This window comes from Halobacterium zhouii, assembly GCF_021249405.1.
Lineage (GTDB): Archaea > Halobacteriota > Halobacteria > Halobacteriales > Halobacteriaceae > Halobacterium > Halobacterium zhouii.
Map to the genome: position 1 here is coordinate 1,429,683 of NZ_CP089593.1, position 21,404 is coordinate 1,451,086.

At 66.4% G+C, this 21,404-nt stretch carries 24 protein-coding genes; 10 read left to right on the forward strand and 14 right to left on the reverse strand.

From position 1 onward, the window contains the following. Positions 1–15: 15 nt before the first annotated feature. Positions 16–591 carry an NUDIX hydrolase gene (locus LT970_RS07330; RefSeq protein ID WP_232685799.1) on the reverse strand — a complete coding sequence of 192 codons (576 nt, stop codon included), beginning with the start codon at positions 589–591 and terminating at the stop codon, positions 16–18. 182 nt (positions 592–773) lie between these two features. Here LT970_RS07330 and surE point away from each other — a divergent pair, with 182 nt between their 5' ends. Then, entirely contained in the window at positions 774–1,547 is a 774-nt protein-coding gene (gene surE, locus LT970_RS07335; RefSeq protein WP_232685801.1) for a 5'/3'-nucleotidase SurE, read from the forward strand. Here surE and LT970_RS07340 read toward each other — a convergent pair. Further along, positions 1,544–2,044 (reverse strand): NUDIX hydrolase, encoded by a 501-nt coding sequence (locus tag LT970_RS07340; RefSeq protein WP_232685802.1) that lies wholly within the window; start codon positions 2,042–2,044, stop codon positions 1,544–1,546. The two genes, surE and LT970_RS07340, sit on opposite strands and share 4 nt — an antisense overlap. Positions 2,045–2,194: 150 nt before the next feature. Between LT970_RS07340 and LT970_RS07345 the strand changes: the two genes are divergently transcribed. The 3 genes from LT970_RS07345 to LT970_RS07355 all read left to right on the forward strand — a co-directional run bounded on the left by LT970_RS07345 (position 2,195) and on the right by LT970_RS07355 (position 4,315). Beyond that, positions 2,195–2,494 carry a hypothetical protein gene (locus LT970_RS07345; RefSeq protein WP_232685803.1) on the forward strand — a complete coding sequence of 100 codons (300 nt, stop codon included), beginning with the start codon at positions 2,195–2,197 and terminating at the stop codon, positions 2,492–2,494. Positions 2,495–2,667: 173 nt separating this feature from the next. Next, on the forward strand, positions 2,668–3,471 hold the full coding sequence (locus LT970_RS07350; protein ID WP_232685804.1) for a class I SAM-dependent methyltransferase: 804 nt from the start codon (positions 2,668–2,670) through the stop codon (positions 3,469–3,471). Between the two features lie 148 nt (positions 3,472–3,619). Continuing rightward, entirely contained in the window at positions 3,620–4,315 is a 696-nt protein-coding gene (locus LT970_RS07355) for a carbonic anhydrase (protein WP_232685805.1), read from the forward strand. A gap of 30 nt (positions 4,316–4,345) precedes the next feature. Here the strand turns inward: LT970_RS07355 and LT970_RS07360 are convergent, their stop codons facing one another. Further along, complete coding sequence (locus LT970_RS07360) at positions 4,346–5,029, reverse strand: haloacid dehalogenase type II (protein ID WP_232685806.1); 684 nt, start codon at positions 5,027–5,029, stop codon at positions 4,346–4,348. 247 nt (positions 5,030–5,276) lie between these two features. Here LT970_RS07360 and LT970_RS07365 point away from each other — a divergent pair, with 247 nt between their 5' ends. From LT970_RS07365 to LT970_RS07375, 3 genes are all read left to right on the forward strand, one after another. Further along, a complete protein-coding gene (locus tag LT970_RS07365; RefSeq protein WP_232685807.1) occupies positions 5,277–5,621 on the forward strand; it encodes a hypothetical protein in 345 nt (114 codons plus the stop codon). 153 nt (positions 5,622–5,774) lie between these two features. Next, complete coding sequence (locus tag LT970_RS07370) at positions 5,775–6,584, forward strand: SDR family NAD(P)-dependent oxidoreductase (protein WP_232685808.1); 810 nt, start codon at positions 5,775–5,777, stop codon at positions 6,582–6,584. Positions 6,585–6,876: 292 nt separating this feature from the next. Continuing rightward, entirely contained in the window at positions 6,877–7,374 is a 498-nt protein-coding gene (locus LT970_RS07375) for a DUF389 domain-containing protein (RefSeq protein ID WP_232685809.1), read from the forward strand. Positions 7,375–7,557: 183 nt separating this feature from the next. On the opposite strand, the gene LT970_RS07380 is transcribed toward LT970_RS07375, so the two are convergent. Together LT970_RS07380 and LT970_RS07385 are read right to left on the reverse strand one after the other, a co-directional pair. Further along, a complete protein-coding gene (locus tag LT970_RS07380; RefSeq protein WP_232685811.1) occupies positions 7,558–8,046 on the reverse strand; it encodes a hypothetical protein in 489 nt (162 codons plus the stop codon). 62 nt (positions 8,047–8,108) lie between these two features. After that, positions 8,109–8,471 (reverse strand): ArsR/SmtB family transcription factor, encoded by a 363-nt coding sequence (locus tag LT970_RS07385; RefSeq protein WP_232685813.1) that lies wholly within the window; start codon positions 8,469–8,471, stop codon positions 8,109–8,111. An 86-nt stretch (positions 8,472–8,557) separates the two neighbouring features. Between LT970_RS07385 and merA the strand changes: the two genes are divergently transcribed. After that, positions 8,558–9,988, forward strand: coding sequence for a mercury(II) reductase (gene merA, locus LT970_RS07390; RefSeq protein WP_232685814.1), 1,431 nt, complete (start codon positions 8,558–8,560; stop codon positions 9,986–9,988). A gap of 5 nt (positions 9,989–9,993) precedes the next feature. On the opposite strand, the gene LT970_RS07395 is transcribed toward merA, so the two are convergent. Both LT970_RS07395 and LT970_RS07400 read right to left on the reverse strand, forming a co-directional pair. Then, the gene (locus tag LT970_RS07395) at positions 9,994–10,326 is read right to left on the reverse strand and encodes a chorismate mutase (RefSeq protein WP_349292206.1); all 333 of its coding nucleotides are present in this window, start codon (positions 10,324–10,326) and stop codon (positions 9,994–9,996) included. After that, on the reverse strand, positions 10,260–11,114 hold the full coding sequence (locus LT970_RS07400) for a shikimate kinase (RefSeq protein WP_232685816.1): 855 nt from the start codon (positions 11,112–11,114) through the stop codon (positions 10,260–10,262). Before LT970_RS07400 ends, LT970_RS07395 begins: the two co-directional genes overlap by 67 nt. A 93-nt stretch (positions 11,115–11,207) precedes the next feature. Between LT970_RS07400 and LT970_RS07405 the strand changes: the two genes are divergently transcribed. Next, a complete protein-coding gene (locus tag LT970_RS07405) occupies positions 11,208–11,636 on the forward strand; it encodes a DUF5796 family protein (protein WP_232685817.1) in 429 nt (142 codons plus the stop codon). A 29-nt stretch (positions 11,637–11,665) separates the two neighbouring features. Here the strand turns inward: LT970_RS07405 and LT970_RS14625 are convergent, their stop codons facing one another. The 4 genes from LT970_RS14625 to LT970_RS07420 form a co-directional block, all read right to left on the reverse strand. Further along, a complete protein-coding gene (locus LT970_RS14625; protein ID WP_269785463.1) occupies positions 11,666–11,800 on the reverse strand; it encodes a DUF7128 family protein in 135 nt (44 codons plus the stop codon). A 149-nt stretch (positions 11,801–11,949) separates the two neighbouring features. Continuing rightward, positions 11,950–12,618: an ATP-binding cassette domain-containing protein gene (locus tag LT970_RS07410; protein ID WP_232685818.1), complete on the reverse strand. Its 669-nt coding sequence runs from the start codon at positions 12,616–12,618 to the stop codon at positions 11,950–11,952. Then, on the reverse strand, positions 12,618–13,688 hold the full coding sequence (locus LT970_RS07415) for an ABC transporter permease (RefSeq protein WP_232685819.1): 1,071 nt from the start codon (positions 13,686–13,688) through the stop codon (positions 12,618–12,620). The genes LT970_RS07410 and LT970_RS07415 overlap by 1 nt, the downstream gene beginning before the upstream one ends. Before the next feature lies 1 nt (position 13,689). Then, complete coding sequence (locus LT970_RS07420) at positions 13,690–14,781, reverse strand: hypothetical protein (RefSeq protein WP_232685820.1); 1,092 nt, start codon at positions 14,779–14,781, stop codon at positions 13,690–13,692. An 84-nt stretch (positions 14,782–14,865) separates the two neighbouring features. Here LT970_RS07420 and LT970_RS07425 point away from each other — a divergent pair, with 84 nt between their 5' ends. Beyond that, positions 14,866–16,956 (forward strand): CDC48 family AAA ATPase, encoded by a 2,091-nt coding sequence (locus LT970_RS07425; protein WP_232685821.1) that lies wholly within the window; start codon positions 14,866–14,868, stop codon positions 16,954–16,956. A 32-nt stretch (positions 16,957–16,988) separates the two neighbouring features. Here LT970_RS07425 and LT970_RS07430 read toward each other — a convergent pair whose 3' ends face one another. From LT970_RS07430 to LT970_RS07440, 3 genes are all read right to left on the reverse strand, one after another. After that, complete coding sequence (locus tag LT970_RS07430; protein ID WP_232685823.1) at positions 16,989–17,333, reverse strand: Hsp20/alpha crystallin family protein; 345 nt, start codon at positions 17,331–17,333, stop codon at positions 16,989–16,991. Between the two features lie 75 nt (positions 17,334–17,408). Beyond that, positions 17,409–20,237, reverse strand: a complete 2,829-nt coding sequence (locus LT970_RS07435; protein WP_232685825.1) for a DEAD/DEAH box helicase — start codon at positions 20,235–20,237, stop codon at positions 17,409–17,411. A gap of 414 nt (positions 20,238–20,651) precedes the next feature. Then, positions 20,652–21,404, reverse strand: coding sequence for a metallophosphoesterase (locus LT970_RS07440; protein WP_232685827.1), 753 nt, complete (start codon positions 21,402–21,404; stop codon positions 20,652–20,654).

Genomic DNA, 21,404 nt, shown 5'->3' on the forward strand with positions numbered 1-21,404 from the left:
GGCGGTTCCCCACTCCTAAAAGTACGTCTCTGCGCGTTTCGATGCTTTCTCTCCGAGTCGCTCGGGCGACTCCGCGAACCACGCCGCGCCGTTCACTTCCGCTTCCTGTGTGGCAATCTGACCGCCCACGTAGTCGGCGTCGAAGAAGACGTGGAGCGTGTGGCTCACCCGGTCGTCGTCCGGGTCCTCGCTTCGCCACTCGAGATGTTCGAGGTGCCAGAGCCCCGTTATCTCGCAGTCGACGCCGGTCTCCTCGCGGACCTCGCGGCGCGCCGCCTGCTCGAAGGACTCGTTGCCCTCCAGACCGCCCCCGGGAACGCCCCAGTCGGACTCGCCGCGGGGGAGGATCATGAGCGCTCGCTCGCTGGTCTCCTCGCCGCCGGAGTACGTCTCGCTGCGCTCGCCGGCCTGCTCGGGCTGGCGAACGACCCACCCGTACGCGCTCCCGACGTAGCCGTCGTGAGCGTTCTCGACGTACTCCGGGAACTCCGCAGGCGGCACCTCGACCGTTCCCTCCTCGACCGGAACCTCACCGTACTCGTCCTGTAACCGCTGTCGCTGGTCGCGGACGAACGTCTCGTTGATGTGCACGGAATCCAGCGTATTCCACCCCAGGTCATCGTTGTTTCGGTGGTCGGCGGTTCGCGGGCGCCCCCACGTCGAAGGCCGTCGACTTCCGGACCGGCGGTGGGCTTTTGCCGCCTGCCGGCGATTTCCCTCCATGAACGAAGCGACGACGATTGGCGAGCGTACGCGAGTGCGGAGGAGCGAGCGTGAGTGACACACTCGAAATCCTCGTCACCAACGACGACGGAATCGACGCACCCGGTATCCGCGCGCTCGCCGAGGGCCTGAGCGACGTCGGGAACGTCACCGTCGTCGCGCCCGCGGACGACAGGAGCGCGATGGGGCGAGCGATGTCCCACGAGGTCGGCGTCTACGAGCACGAACTCGGCTACGCCGTAGAGGGGACGCCCTCGGACTGCGTGGTCGCGGGCCTCGAGGCGCTCGGCCCCTACCCGGACGTGGTCGTCGCGGGCGTCAACGAGGGCGCCAACCTCGGGATGTACGTCCTGGGGCGCTCGGGCACCGTGAGCGCCACCGTGGAGGCGACGTTCTTCGACGTGCCCGCGATAGCCACGAGTCTCTTCCTGCCGAGCGAGACGTTCGGCGAGGAGACCCACCCCGGAGACTACGAGGCCGCCGTCGACGCCACGACGTATCTCGTCGACCGGGCGTACGACTCCGGCGTCTTCGATCACGCAGACTACCTGAACGTGAACGCGCCCCACCCCGACGCCGGCGCGACCGGGAAGATGATGGTCACCCGGCCCTCCCACGCCTACGACATGACCGCCAAGCAGAACGGCGACACGGTGACCCTCCACGACCGCATGTGGGACCGCATGAACTCGGGCGACGTGCCCGACCCCGAGGGGACTGACCGCCGAGCCATCGTCGACGGCCACGTCTCCGTCTCGCCGCTCACTGCGCCACACACGACCGAGCACCACGACGAACTGGACGCACTCGCCGAGTCGTTCTAGCCGTCGAGCCGACAGTCCCGTAGCAGCGCGTCGGCGTCGACGAACTCGGCCACGTCCGCTGGCGGCCCCGGGAACCACGCGACGCGCTCTATCTCGTCGTCGTGCTCGCCGAGGTCGTCGCCGAACTCGGTCTGGTCGGTGCTCGCGGCGAACGCCACGAACCAGCCTCGGACTTCCGTCTCGCCCGCCCGGAACACCTGCTCTTCGACGCGGCCGGCGCGGCGAATCTCGCAGTCCAGCCCGGTCTCTTCTCGGACCTCGCGGCGCGCCGCGTCGGCGAACGACTCGTCGGCCTCGACGCCTCCGCCCGGGAGCACCCAGCCCTCGCTCCAGTTCGTCTCAACGAACGCGACCTCGCCGTCGGGGTTCCGGACGACCGCGCCGGCCGCCGTCCAGCTGTCGGCCGCGAGGTTCAGTTCCCCGGGTGGCACCTCGAACTCGCGGACGACGTGGGTGGCGTCCGTGCGCTCTAGCAGGGCGGCAACGGCGGCGTTCATGCACGTGGTCGGTCGATGCGGGCGAAAAAGGTAGCGGTGGTCGCTACCATCGCCGAGAGCGGCCAGCCGAGTTGCGTGCTGTCCGGCTTCGAACGCCGAAAGAACATCTCACCAACAACTGTATTGTCGACAGCGGCCGGAGCACCACGCATGAGCACTCCCGAGGAGAACTTCGAGATCGCCACCGACGGGTCGAACGAACTGGCGACGCGAGCGGAAGCGATCGACTGGCTCGAGGCCGCGAACGAGTGTGACATGCTCGCGGAACTCGCTCGAATGAACGACCTCGACGACCGACTCCGGGAGGAGGCGTTGACCTACATGGCACACCCGCCGTGTGAACAGTTACTGCGGACGGTCGCCGACGGCGGAGACCTGCCGGCGTCACTCCAGGAGCAAGCCGAAACGCTCCTCCGGGACACGCCGGACGACGCTGGCGCGAGTCCGTAGTACTGACCCGCTACGATGGAGCAACGGCGCGACAAGTGTATGGTGAGTCAACCCATACCATATCCGGAACTGGTGAGAGTCGCGTGTGCGGGCGGACTCCCACAAACGCCGACTGGCACCGGAAACCTCGGCGCGAACTCCGGCACGACTTTCCCCGGCGCATCCACACGACCATGACACAGCCGACACCGAAACCGACGGAGCAGATACAGAAGGAGTGGACGGTCGGTTCGTACCCGACGCTCGCACGAACGTTCCTACCGATGGCGTCCCGACTCGTCGACGCGGCGGGCGTCGGCCCGCAGGACCGCGTCCTCGACGTGGCCTGTGGCACGGGGAACGTCGCGCTGACTGCCTTCCGGCGAGGCGCCGACGTCACGGGCGTAGACATCACGCCGGCGATGCTCGACGGGGCACGCGAACGAGCGGCGGTCATCGACGCGGACGTCGACTGGGAAGCGGGCGACGCCACGGCGCTCCCGTTCGGCGACGACGCGTTCGACGCGACCCTCTCCTGCCTGGGGCACATGTTCGCCGACGACGCGGACGCGGCGGCGACCGAACTCGTCCGGGTCACCAGGCCCGGCGGCCGCATCGCGTTCACCTCGTGGACGCCCGAGAGTGGCATCGCCGCGATGATGCAGACGCTCTCGACGTACCTGCCGCCACGACCGGACTCACCGCCGCCGCCGTTCCTCTGGGGCGACCCGGACACCGTCCGCAGTCGGTTCGGCGACCGGGTCGAGGACCTCCGGTTCGAGACCGGGACGGTGCGGTACCCCGCGCTCTCACCGGGCCACTTCTGGGAGTCGATGACGTCCGATTCGGGCGCGATACGTCTCGCCGTGGAGGAGGTGGCAGAGAGTGAAACGGCGGCCCTCTGGGAAGAGCAGTCCGAAACGCTCGCCCCCTACTTCTCGGACGACGACAACGCGGTTGAACTGGAGTACCGACTGGTCACAGGAACGGTGGCGTAGGATCCGGATACGCCGTCGCTGGGCAACGATTCCGGTTCTTCGGGGTATCCCGTGCACTCCGCACTGTCGGTCACGGTCGCACTCCCTGCGTCGCTCACGCTCGCGATAGAACGGAGGAATCTACTTGCTCGCGCGAGTGCGGACACCCATGCGCCAGACACTCGTCGAGTTGTTGGAGAACAACCGGGAGCACGCGGACGCGTTCCACTCCCGGTTCGACGACGTACAGGAGTCCCAGCACCCGGACGCCGTCACCGTCTGCTGTTCGGACTCACGCGTGCTCCAGGACGCGATGTGGGGCAACGACGTCCCCGGGCGTATCTTCACCTGCGGGAACATCGGCAACCGCGTCGTCCAGCGCGTTCCCGACGGAGACGGTGGCACCCGGGACGTCGTCTCGGGCGACGTCCTCTACCCGCTCGCCCACACCGGAACGGACACCGCGGTCGTCGTCGGCCACACCGGGTGTGGCGCGGTCACCGCGACGTACGACGCCATCGACGATGGCGCCGACGAACCGGCGGGCATCGCGCACTGCGTCGACCTGCTCCGCACGCGTCTCGAACCCGGCGTCGACGCGCTCCCCGACGGCCTCGGCCACGACGCGGCCGTGAACCACCTCGTCGAGTACAACGTCGACCGGCAGGTCGAGTTCCTCCTCGAGAGCGAGGACGTCCCCGACGACGTGAGCGTTGCTGGCGTCGTCTACGACTTCCAGGACGTGTACGGCGGGCAGCGCGGCGAAGTCCACGTCGTGAACGTCGACGGCGAGACGGACGGGGAGACGTTACGGGACGACTACCCTGAGATCGACTCTCGAATCGAACGGCTCTGGGAGTACTAAACGCCCGACTGGCAAACGACCACGGCGGCCTCAGACGCCGAGTTCGTCGGCGAACTCGCCGAACGTCTCGATAGTCAGGTCGGGTTCCGTCTCGTACGGCCCCCACAGCGTGTCCTGGCGGTTTATCCAGACGCCCTGCATTCCGGCGTGAATCGCCCCCGGAACATCCCACCAGCCCGCGGCCACGAAGCTGACGTTCTCTATCGGCGTCCCCATCTCGTCCGCGGCGTGACGGTACGGTTCGACGTCCGGCTTGAACCGCTCGACTTCGTCCGCGCTGATGGTGTCCGTGAGGAGGTCGCCGAGATCTCCGTGTTCGACCATCGACTCGAGCATCTCCTCGCTGCCGTTCGAGACGACGTACAGGTCGTACCCCCCGTCTCTCAGCCGTCTCATCCCGTCGTGTACGTCGTCGAAGACGGGCAGTTCGTGGTACGTCGAGAGGATCTCCTGCTGGTCGCTCTCGTCGAGTTCGATGCCGAGCGTGTCGAGAGCGTACTGCAACGCGTGTCGGTTCATCTCGTAGAACGAATCGTACTCCTCGATGGCGTTCGCGACCATCGCGTAGCCCAGCGAACGGTTCCGCCAGAGTTTCGCGACCACTTCGGGCGAGTCGACGTACTCCGAGAGCGGCTCTTCCACCGCCATCACGTCGACGAGAGTGCCGTACGAGTCGAACGCGACCGTTTCGACGGCGTCAGCATCGAAGGACATCGTCGGATACGATAACGGCGCACACGATGAAGTAACTTACTGGGCCCACGGGATGGCCACGACGAAACGCGAAGGAGTCCGTCGTCGAAATAGGCCGGATTCAGGGAAAACGCCACTGTCGAGTCGCTCAGTCTGAGGTAGTTGACGCCGGCGTAGTCCCGGCGCTCGGGTTCGCGTATCGGATCTTGTGTTCGGTCGAATTGCCGCCAGACTCAGATAACAGAACGTGGTAACAGTACACATTCCAATGGCGGAGTTACTGGCTCTCCTCGAAAACCTGCTCGTTGTTCTGGTGATCAGCGCGACTGTGCGCGCCGTCCTCAACTACCTGCCGAACATCTCCTACTCCGTCGTTCTCGTGCTCGTCGGACTGCTGTTTTCCGCATTCGGCGTCTCGGTGGGCCTCCCTCTCACGTCGGACATCATCCTGTTCATCATTCTCCCGACGATCCTCTTCTTCGGGACGATATCGATGGACGCCTCCCTCTTTCGGCAGAACATTATCGCCCCGTTCTACTCGTGCTCCTCGGCCTCCCGTTCGGCATCGCGCTCTTCGGCGGTATCGGCGTGTACGCGTTCGAATTCCCGGTGATTATCTCGCTCCTGTTGGCCGCGATGATCTACCCCGTAGACCCCGCCGCCGTGATCTCGCTGTACCACGAACTGGACGCTCCGTGTTCTAGCTACACCCGCACATGTTCGACTACCCGCAGACCTTTTGCTTTCACCACCCTACCCCCGATAGATGCCGATCACAGACGAGATCCGTACGGCTGAGTCTGTTCGAGACCGATCGAGCGTTGCCGGAAAGACGGTCGTCGTGACGGGCGCATCCAGTGGGATTGGCCGTGCCATTACGGAGACGTTCGTCGCGGACGGCGCGGACGTCGTCATCTGCTCGCGCACGCAGGAGGACGTCGACGTTGTCGCCGAGGAACTGAACACCGCCGATCTCGCAGGGTCCGTCGTCCCGGTCGAATGCGACGTGACCGACCGCGACTCGGTCGCGGCGCTCGCGGAAGCGACCCTCGAGGAGTTCGACGGTGTAGACGTCGTCGTGAACAACGCGGGCGGGGCCGGAGAGGGTGGCCCTCTTCAGGGAGTCGATCCCGAGGACTGGGATGGCGTCATCGACGTGAACCTCACCGGGACGTACAACGTCACCAGCGCGTTCTCGGACGCGCTCCGCGAAGACGGCGGCGCGGTCGTCAACACTTCGAGTATGGCCGGTCGGTACGGCGTTGCCGGGATGGGGCCGTACAGCGCCGCAAAGGCGGGAGTCAGCGCGCTCACCCGTACGCTGGCAGCGGAGTGGGCCGGCGATGACGTCCGCGTGAATGCGGTCGAACCAGGGTTCATCGCGACGCCGCCCGTCCGTGAGTGGCTCGGCGTCGAGGAAATGCCCGAGCGGGATGCTGTCGACCGCAAAATCGGAACGCCCCACGAGGTAGCGGACACTGTTCGGTTCCTCGCGAGCGACGCCGCCTCCTTCGTCACCGGTCAGACCATCGCGCCGACCGGCCCACCGAACACGTTTGTGCCGCCCGAGCCCTGATTCCCCCACTAACGCCAACTCTCTGCGGTCATTCCGGTTGGCTGCTCGTCATACTGGATACGGCTCCGCCCGTCCTCCGACGACGCGTCTCCGTATCAGACCCCCCCTGCACAGTCGCAGTTATTTCAACCGGTCCGACCGTCTATGGTCGGTAGCCATGACCCCCGGGGTTTCACTCGCCGAAACGTGCGAGAACGTCGACGAACGGGTCGCCCTCGATACGTCGTATCTCGTTTTGATGACGACGTCCGGTGTACTCGCTGGGGTAGCTCTCCTCACCAATTCGATTCCGATGCTCATCGGCGCGATGGTCGTCGCCCCGGCGTTGACGCCACTGGAACTCGTTTCCGCTGGCCTTGCTGCCAACCGGGTTGGTCGAGCCCGATTCGGGGTCTGGGTCGCCTTCGTCGGCCTTCTGGCTGCGGCTGTCGGGGCTGTCGGAACGACGCTGGCACTGAACATAACAGGGGTTCTCCCGCCCGAAGCGAATCTCGTAGAGAAACCGTTACTCGAGGAGCGCGTGACTGTCGGCTGGTTCAGCGTCGTCGCAGCCGCTGCGGCTGGTATCGCGGCGGCGATAGCGACCGACCAAGACCGGACAGACACGCTCGTCGGTGTCGTCGCTGCACTCGCACTCGTCCCGGCCGCAGCCGCTGGCGGGATAACGTTGCTGTCGCGTTCGCCCGCGAAGGCCACCGGCGGACTGCTCTTGCTCGTCGTGAACGCAGGGCTCGTCGTGATAACCGGGACGGTGGCACTCTGGCTTCAGGCTCGCGTCGGTAGCAGGTGACCACGGGCTGATCTGCGTGTGATGCATCCATCGCCTGCTTCAAAAACATATTCAGGTCTCGAACTGCTGTTCCTGAGTTCGTCTAAACAGGTTTACTCTCCAAACGTTCTTGCCGACCGCGCCGTAATGTCGCTGTGTTGCAACAGAACTCCAGTTCTAAATCCGCCGAGAGGAGTTCCTCGTTCACTCACTTCTCCTCGTCTGGTTCCTCGTCGGTTCCTCGTTCGCTGGTCTCGGATCGGATTTAGCCGATGCAACCTCGGCCACGGTTCCGATCCCTTCTCTTGAGGTCGGATTGCTCTTTGGAACGGTACTCGTCGCCGCTCTCTGGGTTGCGGGTTTCCGTCCCTCGCTCTGGGCGAGTGGTAGATACTTTATCGCCACAAATACTCTGCAATTCCTGTTCATCGCTAGTGGTTCTCTGTTCCTTCCCTTCGAGACCTCACTATCACCGTGGGAAGTGGTCTTACTTCGTAGCCTCGCGATAGCAATCCCGGCCGCGCTCATCTTTACTAATCTGGGCAGACAGGTCCGTGACTTCGTACAGAAGCAGATACGGAACCTCGTCAAAACACCTCCCGAGTAAACCGGCAAGTGGGCGGAGGTGAGTGTAGCAGTGTTTGTTACCTGCTCTCGCTGTTCGACCTTGTTCAGATAGATGAAATCCACCATAGCAACGTCTCAATTTATGTCTACTTTCGTGTTGTCGAAACTCGGGTACGTCGTGACTTGTCTCACTCCGAGTGGTCGTCAACACTAGCTATCTTACACCCGAGCACGCTGTCGATGTCCTGTCGAATACAGTCGTCAGCGAGTTCCAGCATCTGCGGGCCAGCCCGCTGTGTGACCCGGTAGAATCGTTTTCTCCCATCCTGCTCTACCTCGACCAGCGTACAGTTGTTGAGGCACTGGAGGTGATGCGAGACGAGGTTGTACGAGAGGTCAGTTCGCTCACAGAGTTCAGTCACGTTCAGTGGATCGTCTGCTTCGATGAGCGTCTGATAGATACGGAGCCGCGTCGGGTCGCCCAGCGCACGAAACAGCGTCGCCCGGGCTTCGTTTACCTCGTCGTCGTTCTGGAGAAGACTCGAACTCATTGTACGTCAAGTTGGGTATCACGAGTACGTAGTTCCTCGCCTTAGTCCGACCTTTCTTGACCCTATATGCCCAAACGTTCGTTAGAATGTCTAACCGAGAGTACGACCTCGTGATACTCGGCGGTGGTGCGGGAGCATTCGCGGCCATCACGGAAGCGAGCGAACGCGGTCTCTCGACAGCGATGGTGAATACCGGCCTTCCGCTTGGGGGAACCTGCGTTAACGTGGGTTGCGTCCCGAGCAAGCACCTACTCGCAGTCGCTGATGCCGCAGACGTACCACGGTCAAACCCCTTCGAGGCTATCGAGTACGATGCCGACCAACCGCACGTGGATTGGGAAGCCGCCCTCGAAGAGAAAGACCGTCTCGTCGCGTCGATGCGCGAGCAAAATTACGTGAGTGTAGCCGACTACTACGAAACGGACATCTACGAGGGCTTCGGACAATTCGAGGACGATACGACAATCGAAGTCGTCAACGGTGCAGACGAAGGGACGCGACTTCGTGGTCAGAAGGTTCTCGTTGCGACCGGCAGTTCTCCACACATCGCTCCCATCGACGGCATCGAAGACGTAGATTACGAGACGAGCGAGACCATCCTCGAACGCCGTGAACTCCCCGAGAGCATCATCATCGTCGGTGGCGGTTACGTGGGTTGTGAGTGGGGTCAGATTCTCTCACGGTTGGGTGTAGACGTGACGCTCCTTCAGCGGTCGAGTTACGTCCTCTCGGGGATGTGGGAAGACCTTGGGCGCGATCTCCAGTCGCACCTCCGCGACGAGGGAATTACGGTCATTACAGGGGCGACCCCGGATGAAGTGACGACAAGCGAGAATGGTGACGTAATCGTAGATACGTCCGTCGCCAGCGGGAGTCAGGAATTTACGGCGGACACTCTGTTCGTTGCGACTGGCGTCAGGCCGAACACGGAGGACATCGGTCTCCAAGCCGTCGGCGTCGAAACTGACGAACAGGGTGCGGTCGTCGTAGACGAACAGTTCCAGACATCGAACCCGGACGTGTACGCCGCCGGGGACTGTATTGGGAGTCCGATGTTGGAGACGGTGGCCGCAAAAGAAGGAAACCACGCAGTGAAAAATGCGTTTGGAGGCGAGGGGGCGACCATCGACTACAACTCCGTACCGATGGTCGTCTACACGAGTCCCGAAGTCGCATCGGTCGGAACGACAGAACCGGAGTACATGGACGAACACGGGACGTGTACCTGTCGGACAGTGCAGATGGAAGACGTACCGAAAGCGAAAGCCGTTGAGGACACCCGGGGTCTCGTGCAAGTCGTGAAGCACCACGAGACAGACGAAATTGTCGGCGTCCATATGGTCGGGCCACGAGCGGCAGATATGATTCCCGAGGCGACGCTGGCGGTCAAGTACGGGCTAACCGTAGACGACATCATCGACACCGTGCATCCGTTCCCGACGTTCTCGGAGGCGTTCAAGCACGCATGTCAGGCGTTCCGCCGAGATACGTCCACGATGAGCTGTTGCGTCGAGTAACTCGATTACTCCCGTTTTGAACGCTGGGAAATTTTGTTCAACTCGATGAGCAATCGAAAGATGGCCTTCACGAGGTTCGCATCCACGTCGAAGGCTTCGGCGTTCTCGCCGGCGCGCTCCATCACCGCCGCCTCCTGATCTTCGTCTACCGTCTCGAGTCCTCGTTCGGCTTTCACCTCTGCCACGGTGTCCGCGACGTACGTGCGTCTCGCGATCAAGTCGACGATGTCGCGGTCGATGGACTCGATTTCGTCGCGCAGTTCCTCTAGACTCATGTCGTTCGGGCGCCGTCCGGCCGCGTCGTCGTCAGCCGGACCGTTCCCGGTCTCTCGTCCCATAATGGTTTCACCTCCGCGAGTGCCGCCTCGGTACCGACAGCGACGTAACTCGGGCCGCTCCCCGACAGCGAGACGCCGGTCGCGTGTGGGAGCGCCTCGAGCAGTGGGTCCGTCGGTCGGTCGAGTGCCGCGCAAGCCGCGAGACCGTTCATCGTCATCGCCATCCCGTAGCGGCCGGCGAGCGCGAGTTCCTCGACGTGCTCTGCGACCGGCGCGACCCGGCGGAACGCCTCGAGGTCGACGTCCGCGCTGAAGAACCGCTCGGGGGGCGTCCACGCGAGCACGCGCCAGTCCACGTCCTCGTGGAGCAGTAACGCGTCCTCCGTGTTGTCCGTGACGGTGAGACCGCCGAGCATGCTCGCGCTGGCGTCGTCGAACGCGCCCGTCACAGTGACGCCGGCCTCTCGTGCGGCCTGTACGCCGAGGCGTGCGGCGTCGACGCGGGCGACCTCCTCGGCGACGCCGAGTGCGTCGAGGGTCGCCAGCACGGTGGCGTTCGCGGCGGCGCTCGAACTCTTCAGGCCGGCAGCCAGCGGCACGTCGCTGTCCGTGCGCACGCTCCCGCGCTCGCTCTCACCGTACGCGTCCGTCGTCAGCGCGACGCAGCGCTCGACGAGGCTGGTGTCGGCGTCCGGGTGGCCGGCGACCTCGCCGCGCACATCGTCAGCGTCAGCGTCGAGGTCCACGGTCGCGGTGACGTCGAGGTCGATGGCGAACGCGCTGCCGACGCCGGTGGCGAACGCGTTCAACACGGTGCCCGCGGCGGGCGCGACTGCGCGGCCGTCCATGCGTACTCCTGCCACGGGGCGCATTTACGACTGACGGTTAGAGCAACGCGGGAGAACCGGGGGCTTTTCCTCGCCGACCTCGAAGCCCCGGGCATGAGCGCCCGCAGCGACATCGCGCCGAGCACGCTCGGCGTCGAACTCAAGGAGGAGGGCGTCTACGTCGAGTACACGGACGAACGGCGCACGTTCTACAACGGCGTTCCGGAGCGGGTCGAGGGTGAGGTCAGATGCCGCCCCGGGAAGGACGTCCACGTGCTGGTCACTGACCCGACGGAGACGGAAGGCGTCCTCGTCTACGTGAACGACCTGAAGACACACGACGACATCCTCGAGTCGACCGGCGTCGGGCGCGTGCTACTCGGCGACGGCGAGGAGGAGGAACTGTTCCCGGGCGTGACGGTGCGCGCGGATGGCTACGCCATCGAGATCGAGGCCGACCCGGAGGCGGCGCGCGGCCGCGTGTTCGTGTTCGAGGAGGACGAACTCGGGGAGCGCGGGTTCGAACTGGTCGCTCCCGAGTGAGCGAGGGCGCTGGAGACGCCCCGGAGTAGTTACTGGAGATACGACGGGTCTTCGGCGTCGCAGTTCTCCTCGTGTTGTTCCGCGTCGTTCTGGTCGTCGAACATCAGTCCGCACTCCTCGCAGCGGTACCAGGTCATGCCGTCCCGCTCAGTCTCCTCGACCATACCGATGGTTCGACGGTCAGCCGTAAAAACAATTACCCCGCTGTGGGCGTCGTGGCACCCACCCACTGCCCCCTACCGCTGGCCGACGTTCGCGTCGCCATTCGTCTCGGCGTTCGCGTCGCCACTCGTCCTGCCGTTTGGTTCGCCGCTCACTTCCGGGACGGACCCGCGCCGTCGAGCAGTCGCTCGTAGGCGGTGCTCGGCCCCGCGTCGGCGTCCGACTGGTGCTGGTGGACGCTGACGTACCCGTCGACGAGCACCGTCAGCGAGTCGTACTGCTCGCTGAACGCCTCGAGGTTGTGCGTGGACACCAGCACGCAGCGCTCGCCGTCGGCGTACTCCGTGGCGACGGCGACGAGGCGGCGGCGGGTCGCGGGGTCGAGGTCGGCGAGCGGCTCGTCGAGCAACAGGACCTCCGGGCGCTTGAGGAGCGCGAGCGCGAGGTCGAGTTTCTTCCGGAAACCGCCGGAGAGCGCGTTCGCCGCCCGGTCGCGCTCCGGGGCGAGACGGAGACGCTCGACGAGGGAGTCCCGCCACTCGTCGTCGGCGTCCGTCAGCGACTGGAAGACGTCGAGATTCTCGCGCACCGTCAAATCGGGGTAGACGTTCGGGCGCTGGAACGCGTACCCGAGTGAGTCGGGCGTCTCGACGCGCCCCGCCGTGGGCCGCGTGAGTCCGGCGATTGCCCGCAGTAGCGTGGTCTTCCCGGAGCCGTTCGGCCCGGCGAGGCAGTGCAGGCCGGCGCCGTACTCGAGGCTCACGCCGCCGAGCGCGGTGGTGTCGCCGTACGTCTTCGTGAGGTCGGTTATCGCTATCATCAGGCCCTCCGTTCGTACAGTTCCACTGCGCCCGAGAACGCCACCGCGGCGACCACGACGGCCGCCGCGAGGCCGAGCAACCAGTCCGCGTACGCGGTCACGGGGTCGCCGCGGAGCACGTACCCGCGGGTGGCGATGGCGGCGTAGTGCGTCGGGACGTGGCGGACGAGCCACCGGCGTGCCGGCGAGAAGAAGCCGACGGGGTATGCGAGCCCCGAGAACGTCAACACGAAGCCCAGCACGAGCAGGTTCGCGATGCGCCCCCACGCGCCGAACCCGACGACGAGCACCACGGTCGCCGCGACCAGCGAGAGCAGGCAGAACGTGAGCAGCGTGACGACGACGGTGCCGACGCTCAGGACGTGGAGGTCGGCACCCATGCTCGCGCTCACCACGTCGAAGACGGCCAGCGGGACGACCAGGAGACCGGCGAAGAACGCAATCTTGCTCGCGACGACGGCGTGCAGGGACGTCTCGACGCGGAGTCGGTCGAGCACGGCGGCCTCGCTGTCGAACGTGTACGGGAGGTACGCGAGCGCCACGAGTGAGACGAGCGTCAGCACGAACGTCGGGACGAGGTACGACGACAGCGAGTACTTCTTGCCGACGACGTGCCGGGTCGCGGTCACGTCACGAGGGAGCGTGTTGTCGAGCGCGTACGACGTGATGGAGGTGAGCGCCTGCGCGGGGCGCTGGTAAGGGACGACGCTGCCGGAGACGTACACGTGGAACTGGGCGGTGCCGAGCGACCCGTCGGTGAGGTTCGGCGGTACCGTGAGCACGGTGTACACCTGCTCGCGGTTCAGCGCGTCCATCGCCGCGGCCTTCGTCTCGTACGTCGCCGGGTCACTGAAGAACGTCACCGCCGCCTTCGCGATGTTCAGGTCGTCCCGCGTGACGGACGCGGTCTGGGGCGCGATGGCGATGGGCGCGTCCGTCGGGAGGACGTGCTGGAAGGCGAACGTCGCGTACGCGAACACCGCGGGTAGAACCACGAGAACCGCGAACAGCGCCAGCAGCTTGTGCCGCCCCCACGTCAGTTCCTTCCGAAACAGGGACGACAGATCCATTCTACGCGGAGACGAGGGGTGCGAGCGAGGCCGAACTATCGGTCGACGTGGACGACGACGCGGACCCCGACGCCGACGTACTTCCGGACATTCGCTCGCTGTACGTCTCGAGTAGCGTCTCGAGGTTCGAGACGGTGTTCACGTAGGAGACGGTCACCGTGTCACCGCTCTGGGAGACCGAGAGCTTCTGGAGGGCGTTGCGGAGTTCGTCGTCAACCATCCCCGAGTACAGCGAGATGCCGCCCTTGACGACGTCGTGGACGCGGGAGGCGTCGGACTCGGTCTTGCTCGTGAACGAGACGTCGAGCCCCACCTCGTCGGCAGACGTGTAGAACGACCCTGAGACGAACTGGACGGTGTTGAACGCGCTCGTGTTCACCGGCGACCCGGCGCCGATGCGGTCGGCGGGCACCTGCTTCTGGGGGACGTCCATCGCGAACCGCAGGTAGCCGTCGCGGGTGTTCTCGTAGGTCGCGCGGAGGTCGCCGCCGACGGCGTCCTGGTCGCCGGCGCGGACGTCCACGACGCTCTTGACGGCGGAGACGTCGCCGAGCGCGAACGTGCCGTCACCGAGCACGGCGAGCGCGGAGTCGTCCGAGTAGCCGTACGTGTACAGCGTGGTCTCCTTGTACGAACTCTTCGAGAGCTCGGAGCCCTCCTCGCGCATCGCGGAGACGAGTTCGTCCTCGGAGTACGCGGAGGCGAGGACCATCCCGGAGTGCTCGGCGTTCATCGAACTGGTCGCCTCGGCTGTCGCGAAGAACGTCACGCTGTGGACGTTCGAGGGGTCGAGGCCGGAGGAGTTCTTGGCTTCGTCGAGCATCCCGGCGACGCTCGTCGGGCCTTCGTAATACTCGGAGTTCTCGGCCTGCGCCTCGAGCATCGTGTTGGCGAGGCTGCGCAGCGAGTCGTCGCCGACCGCTCCGGCGGCGTCGACGTAGCCGACCATCTGGGCGTTCGCGGGGACGCTGTCGAGTTTCGCGCCGCCGCTCGCGCTGGCCTCGGAGTTCAGCATGCCAGCGCACCCCGACGTCGCGAGCATCGCGACGACGGCGATAGCGACGACCGCGTTTCGATTCGATTGGAGAGTCATGTCCGGCGGTTCACAGCGTCTTACTTAAAATCTTCCGACCCGGCCGCGGAAACCGTAATGCGTCGGCAGCCCGTACCGCCGACGATGACAGAGCGAGAGGTCGCCGCGACCGTTCGAGAGGCCGCGCCGCGGGACGCCGGCCGGGGCGTGGTCCGCCTGCCGGCGGACGCGCGCCGCGAACTCGGCGTGCTGAGCGGGGATACGGTGCGCGTGGCGGGTGAGGAGTCGACCGTGGCGAAGGTGTGGCCGGCGGCCGACGACGTGGCGAGCGACGAACTCCGTGCAGACGGCGAGACGCGCGCGAACGCCGGCGTCCGGGTCGGGGACACCGTTCACGTGACGCCGGCGGACGCGGGGACGGCCACGCGCATCGTGGTTGCGCCGTTCGCCGCGCACGCCCAGGACGATGGCTCGACGGCCGACGCTGTCCGCCGTTCGCTCCTCGACCGCCCTGTGAGCGCGGACGAGCGCGTGAAGGTGGACTCGCTCGGCGACGCCGGGGAGTTCCGCGTCACGGACACCGCGCCGGAGGGCACCGTCGTCGTGGACGAGAGCACCGACGTGGAGGTGGCCGAGTCGGCCGTCGAGCCGGACGACTCGGCTGGCGGCGTCGGCGTCACCTACGAGGACGTCGGTGGACTCGGCGACGAACTCGCGTCCGTCCGCGAGCTCGTCGAACTCCCGCTCGCGGACCCCGGGCGGTTCCGTCGCCTCGGCATCGAACCGCCGAAGGGCGTGTTGATGCACGGGCCGCCGGGGACCGGGAAGACGCTCATCGCGCGCGCCGTCGCCAACGAGGCTGACGCCCACTTCCAGCACGTCTCCGGGCCTGAAATCGTGCGAAAATACAAGGGCGAGTCCGAGGAGCAACTCCGCGAGATATTCGAGGACGCCGCGGAGAACGCGCCCGCGGTCGTGTTCTTCGACGAGATCGACGCCATCGCCGCGAAGCGCGAGGACACCGGCGACACCGAGCGCCGCGTCGTCGCCCAACTCCTCAGCCTCATGGACGGCCTGGAAGCGCGCGGCGAGGTGGTCGTCATCGCGGCGACGAACCGCCCGAACGACCTCGACCCCGCGCTCCGCCGGCCCGGCCGGTTCGACCGCGAGGTCGAGATCGGCGTGCCGGACGAGGCGGGCCGCCGCGAGATTCTGGACATCCACGCGCGTGGAATGCCCCTCGCCGACGACGTGGACCTGGACGCGCTGGCCGCCAGAACGCACGGCTTCGTCGGCGCGGACCTGCGCGCGCTCGCCACGGAGGCCGCGATGGCGGCCATCCGCCGCGAGCGCGAGAACGACGCTGTCGACACCGTGACCGCGGCGGACTTCGAGCGCGCGCTCTCCGGCGTCGAACCGTCGGCGATGCGTGAGGTCGTCGCCGAGCAACCGGACGTCACCTACGAGGACGTCGGCGGCCTCGACGACGCGAAGCAGGCGCTCAGCGAGGCCGTCGAGTGGCCGCTTCGCTACCCGTCGCTGTTCGACGCCACCGACACCGACCCGCCGACCGGCGTGTTGCTGTACGGGCCGCCGGGCACGGGGAAGACGATGCTCGCGCGCGCCGCCGGCGCTGAGAGCGGCGTGAACGTCATCCGGGTGGCCGGCCCCGAGTTGCTCGACCAGTACGTCGGCGAGTCAGAGCGCGCTGTCCGCGAGGTGTTCGAGCGCGCCCGGCAGGCCGCACCCGCTCTCGTGTTCTTCGACGAGATCGACGCCGTCGCGGCCGCCCGCGGCGACGGCGGCCACGAGGTGACCGAGCGCGTCGTCAGCCAACTGCTCACGGAACTCGACGGCGTCGCGGACAACCCCCAGGTGGTAGTGCTCGCCGCGACGAACCGCCGGGACGCCCTCGACCCCGCGCTGCTGCGGCCCGGACGCCTCGAAACTCACGTCGAGGTGCCCGCGCCCGACCGCGAGGCGCGCGCGAAAATCCTCGCGATACACGCCCGCGACACGCCCCTCGCCGACGACGTCGACCTCGACGGACTCGCTGTGGACCTCGACGGGTTCACGGGCGCGGAACTTGCTGCGGTCGTGCGCGCGGCGTCGATGCGGGCGATTCGACGAACGGTGGACGCACACGGCGAGGATGCTCAGCGTCGCGCCGGTGACGTGGCGGTCGCTGCCGAGGACTTCGACGCCGCAGTCTCGGACTTGTTGTCGAACCGATAGCCAGACTCGACAGTGCGGACGACGCGGCGACGCTACTCGATGTCCACGTTGTGCGGGTGCTTGGTGCGCTTCGGGAGGCGCACGCGGAGCACGCCCTTCTCGTAGGTCGCACGTGCTCGCTTCTCGCGCACCCATTCGGGCAGTTGGACGATTCGGCGAACAGACGGCCTGCCCGCGGTCGGCCCGTCCTCGTCGGGGTCCGCGACGAGTTCGACGCGGGATTTCTTCACGGTCACGTCGATGTCCTGTTTGCGGTACCCGGGGAGTTCCGCGACGACGACGTACTCGTCGCTGCGTTCGATGACGTCCACGGGGACGTCCTTGGAGCGTTCAGTTCGGTCGTCGAGTAGCTTCCGGCGTCGGCGATCCGAGGACATGCGTTTGTATTGTATTTCCAATGGGATAAGCGCGCCGCGCAGCAGAACCGACGGACGAGCGTCGTCGACCCGGCGTCACCAGAACGCCTTCGTTCGGGCGTACTCGCGCTCCCGTTCGAGGATGTCCCGGTAGAAGTCGGCCTCGTCCTCGCGGTGGCGGTTGATGACGCGCGCGGCGTTCTGCGGCCCGACGCCGCGGGCCACGAGCGCGATGACCGCGCGCTTGCCGTGGCTCTGCACGATGCTCGCGTTCCGGAACACGCGCTCGGTTCGGGACTTCTGTTCGTCGTCGCGGTCGTTCGCGCGCACCGCCTTCACGGCGTCGTCGGCCCACGGCGAGAGCGCGGCGATGCGCGTCGACTCACAACGCGGGCATTCGGGCTGGTCTGTCACGCGCCGGACCTTCGTCGTGTGCTCCCAGTCCTGACAGTGCGTACAGAACAGCTTCACGCGGTCGTCCTGGATGCGCTCCCTGATGGCCTGCACGACGCTCGCGTCGGCGTTCTCCGGTGTGAGGAGTTCTTGTCCGGACGAGCGTCCGTCGACGCCGATGGGCGTGTGCTCCCCGATTATCTCCACGTCGAGGTCGCCGGACTGGATGTCCCGAAGGACGGCGCTCGCGCGCTCGACGTCGAGGTCCGTGTGGAACACCTCCCGCATCGCTTCGTCGTAGACCGGCGTGTCCTCCAGCGCGCCGAGGAGGCGAGAGAGACCGACGCCGTCTCGTCCCTTCCAGCGTTTGAGCGCGCCGAACTTGGCGGCGACCTGTGCGAGCGTGAACTTCAGCGTGTCCGAGCGCTTCAGGCTGAGTTCCAGCAGCGACTCGACGTGCGCGGGGTCGGTGTCGTGGAGCAGGTCGACCACGTCGTTCGCGCTCACGCGCGTCGGCACCTCTAGTTCGACCCGGTACGGACCGACGTCCAGGCCCACCGAGGAGCCGGTCCGCTGGCCGAGCAGCGCCGACACCAGGCGGCCGATAGTCTCGTTGGCTTCGTGGCCGTGGGCGGCGTTCAGGACGATGGTGCCACCCTGCTGCTCGACGACGATTCGGTCGTCGGTGGGCACCGGCGTCTCCGCGTCGACCTGTCGCTCGACCTGTTCGACGGCCTCTCCCGCAGTGTAGTCGTCGGTCGGGTAGCGCGCCGTGAACTCGCGGGCGACTCCGTCTCGGGTTCCGCCTGCTTCGAACTGCGAGCCAGCGACACCGCGAATCTCGCCGACCTCCTGGGCGACGTCGAAGGGCACCGGAATCTCCTGGCCGACCCAGGAGGGAACTTCACCGGCGGGGTCCTCGATGGGCGAGACGTTCACGCGTTCTTCCTCCTCGTCGACCTCCGCGACGCGCCACATCTCGCCGCGCTGCACGAACGTCGCACCCGGCTCGGCGAAGTTCACGACGAACCGCTCGTCCAGCGTCCCGACCTGCCGTCCCGCCGCCATGTCGTAGACGCCGTAGGTCTCCTCGTCGGGGATCATCGAGAGGTTCGCGTAGTAGTACTGCCACGTCCCGCCGGACTTCGAGATGGTGTCCTCGTCGTCGTCCACGTAGACGACGCGGTTGTGGTGGAGTTCCATCGCCACTTCGCGGAACGTCTCCTCGTCGAGGTCGCTGAACGGGTACGCCCGCGTGACAATCTGATAGGCGTGGCGCGCGGACGTCTCTCCGAAATCCATCGCGATGCCCACAATCTGGTTCGCCACCGTGTCGAGGCTGCCGTGGTGGATCTGCGTGACCTCCACGTCGCCCTCGGCCGCCCGGCGCGCGATGGCGAGCGCCTCGAACGTGTCGTCGGGGTGGCCGGTGATGATGGTGCCCTCGCTCACCTCGTCCCGGCGGTGGCCCGCGCGCCCGACGCGCTGGAGGAGGCGAGCGACCTCCCGAGGGCTCTGGTACTGGACGACGTGGTCGATGCGCCCCACGTCGATGCCGAGCTCCATCGACGAAGTGCAGAGCAAGCCATCCAATTCGCCGGCCTTGAACTCCTCCTCCACGTCGATGCGGGCCTCCTTCGAGAGGCTGCCGTGGTGGACGCCGATGTTCGCGTCCAGTTCCTTGAACCGCGACCCCAGCGCTTCCGCGGTCTGCCGGGTGTTCACGAACGCGAGCACGGAGTCGTGCTCCTCGACGATCTCGCGGATTGCGCGCACGTGGCTCGCCATCCCGGGGCTCGTCATCAGTTCGTTGCCCATGCGCTCGTCGGCCCGCGTCACCTCCGGTTCGCGCACCGAGAACTCGACTTTCGACGCCACGTCGACCTCGACGACCTCACAGCCCCGGTTCCCGGTCAGGAACGCCGCGACCTCGCTCGGGTCGCCGATAGTCGCCGACAGCCCGATGCGCTGGAAGTTCCCCGCCAACTCGACGAGTCGCTCCAGCCCGATGGAAAGCTGTGCGCCGCGCTTCGCGCCCGCCAACTCGTGTACCTCGTCGATGACCACGTGGCGCACGTCCGCGAGGCCGTCCCGCAACTTCTCGCCCGTGAGCATCGCCTGCAGCGTCTCCGGCGTCGTCACCAGCACGTCCGGCGGGTCGTTGGCCTGCTTCTGGCGCTGGTAGTCCGTCGTGTCGCCGTGGCGCACGTCCACGTCGATGCCGAGCGTCTCCCCCCACCAGTCCAGGCGCTCGCGCATATCCCGGTTCAGCGCGCGAAGCGGCGTGATGTACAGCGCTGCGAACCCGTCGGGCGCGCCCTCCTCGGCTATCGAATTCAACACGGGGAGCATCGCCGTCTCGGTTTTCCCCGTCCCGGTGGGCGCCACGACGAGGCCGTTCCGGCCCTCCGCGAGCGGTGGGATTGCCCGGCGCTGTGGCTCCGTCGGCGTACTGAATCCGCGCTCGGAGAGCGCCTCGCGAACCACCGGCCCGAGGTGCGAGAACGCGTCCATCCCCCGCGACTCACTCATTCGAAACGTGGTAGGGGCGCGACCCGAATAAGGTCGTTGGAGGGGGTGAGAACCTGTTACAGTCGAAGTGGGAGCGACGACCAAACTGTTCTTCGTCCCTCGAAAGCCCCCGCTCCGGGATCGACTCGAACAGTGGCCCTCAACACCTCGAAAGTCCTGGAAGATTCGCTGCGCTCGTCTTCCAACCGTCGCGGGCGCAAGCGCCCGCTCAGTCCCACCTCCTGCCGGCTGGTCAACCGGTATCGGGTGGGACTGAAAGGGGCCGCGTTCTCGGTGAACCCCGACGAAGTAAGCACGCGACCAATGGGAGCGCGCGAAGCGAGTCGCGGGAGCCGAGAACGCGGGGGCTTTCGAGGTCTGGAAACCTATCGTAGTCGTTCGGGCACTGGCGTTCCTGCAGAGACACTAGACGGTTCACACACTCGAAAATCGCCCTAGTCGCGTGCCGTCCATCAGATAGATCTCTGCGTCCGGACACGCCTCCGGGAGGAACGGCGCGAGAAAGCCCTGTCCGTCGACGTTCACCCACGTGCCGCCCGAAAGGTCGTTGAACGCCGGGAAGACGACGAGGTCCGCGTTCGTCTCGACCTCCTCGCCGTAGTATTCGGAGAACGGCGCGGCGTCCAGCGGGCCGCGCAGCCACGCGCGTTCGACACGCGCACCGCCGACGTCGTCCTCGAGGCGCACGCTCACGTGCTCGTGGCCGACGCAGACGGTGTCCGCCGCGAGCACCTCACGACTCGGCCACGTGTGGCCGTGGGCAAAGCCGACGTCGCCGATTCGGGTGCCGCCCGGCGGCGTGACTGGGACGTCGAATTCCTCCGCAAGGCCGCCGTCGTGGTTGCCGCGCACGAGCGTCATCGGCACCGGGAGCGCGTCGAAGAGGTCCGCCAGTTCCTCGGCTTCCGGGTCCTCGGGCGTACCGATGGCGTGCCCGAGGTCGCCGAGGAAGACGACGCGGTCGGCGCCCGTCTGGTCGACGAGACGGAGCAGGTGCTCGCGGCGCTGCGGGCCTCGACTCTGCACCTCGACGCCCTCGCGGCGGAGCGAACGTTCGATGCCCGCGTGGTAGTCTGCGACGACGAGCGCTGTTTCACCCGAACCCGCCGGGCCCCCAGTGTCTGCGAGTGCGGCGGGTTCGCCGGGAATCGGTTCGACCAGCGCCAT

Excerpts from the sequence above, each read along its gene's own strand:
- LT970_RS07340 (WP_232685802.1), bottom strand. The coding sequence starts at position 2,044 with ATGAACGCCGCCGTTGCCGCCCTGCTAGAGCGCACGGACGCCACCCAC.
- LT970_RS07345 (WP_232685803.1), top strand. The coding sequence starts at position 2,195 with ATGAGCACTCCCGAGGAGAACTTCGAGATCGCCACCGACGGGTCGAAC.
- LT970_RS07350 (WP_232685804.1), top strand. The coding sequence starts at position 2,668 with ATGACACAGCCGACACCGAAACCGACGGAGCAGATACAGAAGGAGTGG.
- LT970_RS07355 (WP_232685805.1), top strand. The coding sequence starts at position 3,620 with ATGCGCCAGACACTCGTCGAGTTGTTGGAGAACAACCGGGAGCACGCG.
- LT970_RS07360 (WP_232685806.1), bottom strand. The coding sequence starts at position 5,029 with ATGTCCTTCGATGCTGACGCCGTCGAAACGGTCGCGTTCGACTCGTAC.
- LT970_RS07365 (WP_232685807.1), top strand. The coding sequence starts at position 5,277 with ATGGCGGAGTTACTGGCTCTCCTCGAAAACCTGCTCGTTGTTCTGGTG.
- LT970_RS07370 (WP_232685808.1), top strand. The coding sequence starts at position 5,775 with ATGCCGATCACAGACGAGATCCGTACGGCTGAGTCTGTTCGAGACCGA.
- LT970_RS07375 (WP_232685809.1), top strand. The coding sequence starts at position 6,877 with ATGCTCATCGGCGCGATGGTCGTCGCCCCGGCGTTGACGCCACTGGAA.
- LT970_RS07380 (WP_232685811.1), bottom strand. The coding sequence starts at position 8,046 with ATGGTGGATTTCATCTATCTGAACAAGGTCGAACAGCGAGAGCAGGTA.
- LT970_RS07385 (WP_232685813.1), bottom strand. The coding sequence starts at position 8,471 with ATGAGTTCGAGTCTTCTCCAGAACGACGACGAGGTAAACGAAGCCCGG.
- merA (WP_232685814.1), top strand. The coding sequence starts at position 8,558 with ATGTCTAACCGAGAGTACGACCTCGTGATACTCGGCGGTGGTGCGGGA.
- LT970_RS07395 (WP_349292206.1), bottom strand. The coding sequence starts at position 10,326 with ATGGGACGAGAGACCGGGAACGGTCCGGCTGACGACGACGCGGCCGGA.
- LT970_RS07400 (WP_232685816.1), bottom strand. The coding sequence starts at position 11,114 with ATGGACGGCCGCGCAGTCGCGCCCGCCGCGGGCACCGTGTTGAACGCG.
- LT970_RS07405 (WP_232685817.1), top strand. The coding sequence starts at position 11,208 with ATGAGCGCCCGCAGCGACATCGCGCCGAGCACGCTCGGCGTCGAACTC.
- LT970_RS14625 (WP_269785463.1), bottom strand. The coding sequence starts at position 11,800 with ATGGTCGAGGAGACTGAGCGGGACGGCATGACCTGGTACCGCTGCGAG.
- LT970_RS07410 (WP_232685818.1), bottom strand. The coding sequence starts at position 12,618 with ATGATAGCGATAACCGACCTCACGAAGACGTACGGCGACACCACCGCG.
- LT970_RS07415 (WP_232685819.1), bottom strand. The coding sequence starts at position 13,688 with ATGGATCTGTCGTCCCTGTTTCGGAAGGAACTGACGTGGGGGCGGCAC.
- LT970_RS07420 (WP_232685820.1), bottom strand. The coding sequence starts at position 14,781 with ATGACTCTCCAATCGAATCGAAACGCGGTCGTCGCTATCGCCGTCGTC.
- LT970_RS07425 (WP_232685821.1), top strand. The coding sequence starts at position 14,866 with ATGACAGAGCGAGAGGTCGCCGCGACCGTTCGAGAGGCCGCGCCGCGG.
- LT970_RS07430 (WP_232685823.1), bottom strand. The coding sequence starts at position 17,333 with ATGTCCTCGGATCGCCGACGCCGGAAGCTACTCGACGACCGAACTGAA.
- LT970_RS07435 (WP_232685825.1), bottom strand. The coding sequence starts at position 20,237 with ATGAGTGAGTCGCGGGGGATGGACGCGTTCTCGCACCTCGGGCCGGTG.
- LT970_RS07440 (WP_232685827.1), bottom strand. The coding sequence starts at position 21,404 with ATGGCGCTGGTCGAACCGATTCCCGGCGAACCCGCCGCACTCGCAGAC.